This is a genomic window from Sulfuricurvum sp. (genome assembly GCF_049305995.1).
GTDB lineage: Bacteria > Campylobacterota > Campylobacteria > Campylobacterales > Sulfurimonadaceae > Sulfuricurvum.
Genome location: NZ_JBAQPS010000352.1, coordinates 1 through 3,684, shown reverse-complemented (window position 1 = coordinate 3,684; position 3,684 = coordinate 1). Strand labels below are relative to the sequence as shown.

Genomic DNA, 3,684 nt, shown 5'->3' with positions numbered 1-3,684 from the left:
GGTCATACTCATTCCAAATAATCCAACTGCCTGCGCAACATTATTGATATCCCGACGAAAGCTATAAAGCGGGGAATTAGCTGCTTTCAATAAATTAGCGACAATCATCGGGTCTCCCTCGACCGTTTTGACTAAATCGTGAATTGAAGAATCAGGGTTATTGCAAATACGTTGCATCTCAATAACAGTTTTCGGCAATGGAGGTAAAGATTTAATACTATTAACAATTGAACGCTTCATTCATAATCCTATACATAAGCAATTGGAGTTATTATACCCTACTTAGTTCAAGAGCTAAATATTTTCCGGTAAAACTTCCTGTTTTTTCCCAATCACGTGCAACTGATTCAGGATCACCCTCAGCAACGAGCAATCCGCCGCCGCTTCCACCCTCTGGTCCCATATCGATAATATAGTCGGCATTTTTAATCATATCGAGATTATGCTCAATGACGAGTACCGAATTTCCCAGCTCAACGAAATTATGGAGTACTTTGGTGAGGCGATTAACATCATCAAAATGCAATCCTGTTGTCGGCTCATCGAGAATATAAAGGGTATTTCCCGTATCGCGACGACTGAGTTCTTTGGCGAGTTTAATCCGTTGTGCTTCACCCCCGGAGAGAGTGACTGCATTTTGACCCAACGTAATGTAGTCTAACCCGACATCGCTAAGGGTTTGTAAAATGACTTTGATTTTCGGGATCGGAGCAAAAAATTCCAACGCCTCACCGACGGACATATTGAGGACATCGGAGATCGTTTTCCCTTTGTACTCTACTTGGAGGGTTTGGAGGTTATAACGGCTCCCATGACACGCGTCACATTTGACCATAATATCGGGCAAAAAGTGCATTTCAATCTTGATCTCCCCTTCCCCCTGACACTTCTCACATCGTCCACCTTTGACGTTGAAACTAAAGCGTGAGGCGGTATAACCACGAATCTGAGCCTCTTTGGTTTTAGCAAACAGGTTACGAATCTCATCCATCACCCCCGTATAGGTGGCAGGGTTGGAACGCGGTGTCCGTCCGATAGGGCTTTGGTCGAGGTAGATCACTTTATCAAGCTTCTCTAACCCTTCGACTTCGACCCCTGCCACACGGTTGATTTTACGGGCATGATTGAGAATTTCTCTCGTTACGGGTAGGAGTGTTTGCAAAATAAGCGAACTTTTTCCGCTTCCGCTCACTCCCGTCACACATACAAAATTGTGAAGGGGGATTTTGACACTTAAATCGGTAATATTATTGAGAGTAACATTGTTAATCGACATCCACTCTTTTTGTTCACGACGGTAAAAATACTCGATTTTTTTACGACCGGATAGATACTGTGCGGTCAGGGTGTCGGATTTTTTCATCTCTTCGAGGGTTCCGGCAAATACGACATTTCCGCCGAATTTTCCCGCACCCGGACCGATATCGACGATATAGTCAGCATTCTCAATCGTCTCTTTATCGTGTTCAACGACGATAACGGTATTCCCTTTTTCCTGCAACGATCTTAGTGTGCGGATCAGTTTGAGGGTATCACGCTCATGCAGTCCGATACTCGGTTCATCGAGGACATACATCACCCCCGTCAAACCGCTTCCGATCTGCGACGCGATACGGATACGCTGTGCTTCACCACCACTGATAGTTCGTGCATCACGACTGAGTGAGAGGTATCCTAACCCTACATCAAAGAGGAAGAAAAGACGCTCACGAATCTCATTCAAAATCGACGCGGCAATCATCGCACTTTGCTCACTTAACCCCTCAAAGGTTTGAGGATCGGCAAACCACGCATACGAATCTTTAAGCGGCATTGAGATCACCTCTCCGATCCCTTTGTCCGCAACACGAACGGCTAGCGATTCACGTTTCAGTCGATGAGAGTTACAAATATTACACGGCTTTTCAGACATATAGTCGGCGAGATCTTTTTCATCTTTGAAAATATCATACGCGATGCGGACAATCCCTGGCCAAACACGACGTATCGGGTGATCTTGCCATTTGAATTCCACTTCATCGACACTGCCATGGAGGATCGCTTTTTTCTGATACTCTTCGAGAGTATAGAAAGGGGCTGTGATATTGATCCCCTCTGCGGCACAAAACGCTTTCAAAAAGGTAAAATAGTACCCCTTGTTAAAGCCATAAACAATTTTAATCGCCCCTTTCTCTATCGGGAGTTCAGAGTCGATGATTTTGTCATAATCGAGAGCGTAGCGAATCCCCAAACCATCGCACTCACTACACGCTCCCTTAGGAGAGTTAAATGAAAATGAGAGAGGTTCTAATGGATCAAAGCTCACTTTACAATCAAAACAAGCACTGTGCTCGCTGTAGTGGATTAGTTTCTCTGCTATTCCCACTTCATCGTGATTTTGGATTTCGATTTCTACTTCACCGTAGGATTCTTTGAGAGCTTTTTCGACGTCTTGCGCCACACGGTCATGGTTGTCATCTTTTATGATGAGACGGTCGATAACCACTTTGAGAGTGTGCTTTTTGGTTTTGGAGAGCTCTATCTCTTCATCCAAACGTACCATAACCCCATCCACCATCGCTCTCACATACCCTTTATGACGGAGCGATTCGAGAATGTCGGCGAATGAGCCTTTTTTCTCGCGCACGAGCGGAGCCAAAATAACAATTTTTGCCCCCTCGGGGAGTTTTAAAACCTGATCGATGATGTCCTGAGCCGACATTTTAGAGATTTTCTTACCGCAGAGATGACAGTGCTGAATTCCGATACGGGCATACAAGAGACGAAGATAGTCATAAATTTCAGTGATCGTACCGACCGTTGAGCGGGGATTTTTAGAAGTGGTTTTTTGATCGATCGCGATAGCAGGGGTAAGCCCTTCGATTTTGTCCACATCGGGTTTTCCAACACGATCCAAAAACTGCCGTGCATACGAAGATAGCGATTCAATGTAGCGGCGTTGTCCCTCGGCATAGAGGGTATCAAACGCCAATGTCGATTTCCCGCTCCCACTGATCCCGGTACATACTACGAGTTTGTTTTTTGGGATTTCGAGTGAAATATTTTTGAGATTGTGCTCTCGTGCCCCGATAATTTTGATTTTGTCCATGTGTTACCCCGCGATCAGTTTGTATGCCGTAATGGCAAAAATAAAAATATAAAAAATGACCAATATCTGCTTGTATTGACTTATTTTAACCAGATTCAAAAGCCAAATCCCCATTATAATCCCCACCAATGAACTCAGCGCCATAATCAGCCCCGCATGGAGGTTAATCATTCCCAGCCATAGTAACGTTCCAAAAGCTGAAACCGAGGTAAATAGTACAAAGAAAAGCCCTACCGCCGAAGCTTTTTTTAGAGGAAACCCCATAAAACTGACCAATATCGGAGTCATGAGGATCGATCCCCCTACCCCTAACATTCCCGAAAACACACCAATACCACTACCTATAGCGGTATAAAGAGGTCGATTGAGTACTTCCGGACGTGTCGGAACAGGGTTAGAAAATGCCAAACGTCCCAGCGTAAAGGCGACGATACTTAAAAAAAGCCATTCCAAAATTGTCGCATCCAGTACTTTAACCAACAATGCGCCAATTATTGCTCCGAGTATACCGCCGTATCCGAAATATTTTATATCGTTTACGACATAGGTTTGCTTTTTATGGTGAATCCAAGCCGCCATAAGCGAGCCTGCTACCA

3 protein-coding genes are annotated in these 3,684 nt (G+C 44.6%); all 3 read right to left on the bottom strand.

What is annotated here, in order from left to right:
- Positions 1–240, bottom strand: a 240-nt coding sequence (locus WA010_RS11850) for an HDOD domain-containing protein (RefSeq protein ID WP_422557323.1), incomplete at its 3' end; no start/stop codon positions are given.
- Positions 241–271: 31 nt separating this feature from the next.
- Positions 272–3,088, bottom strand: coding sequence for an excinuclease ABC subunit UvrA (gene uvrA, locus WA010_RS11845; RefSeq protein ID WP_422557322.1), 2,817 nt, complete (start codon positions 3,086–3,088; stop codon positions 272–274).
- 3 nt (positions 3,089–3,091) lie between these two features.
- A partial coding sequence (locus tag WA010_RS11840) for a sulfite exporter TauE/SafE family protein (RefSeq protein ID WP_422557321.1) occupies positions 3,092–3,684 on the bottom strand: 593 nt, incomplete at its 5' end.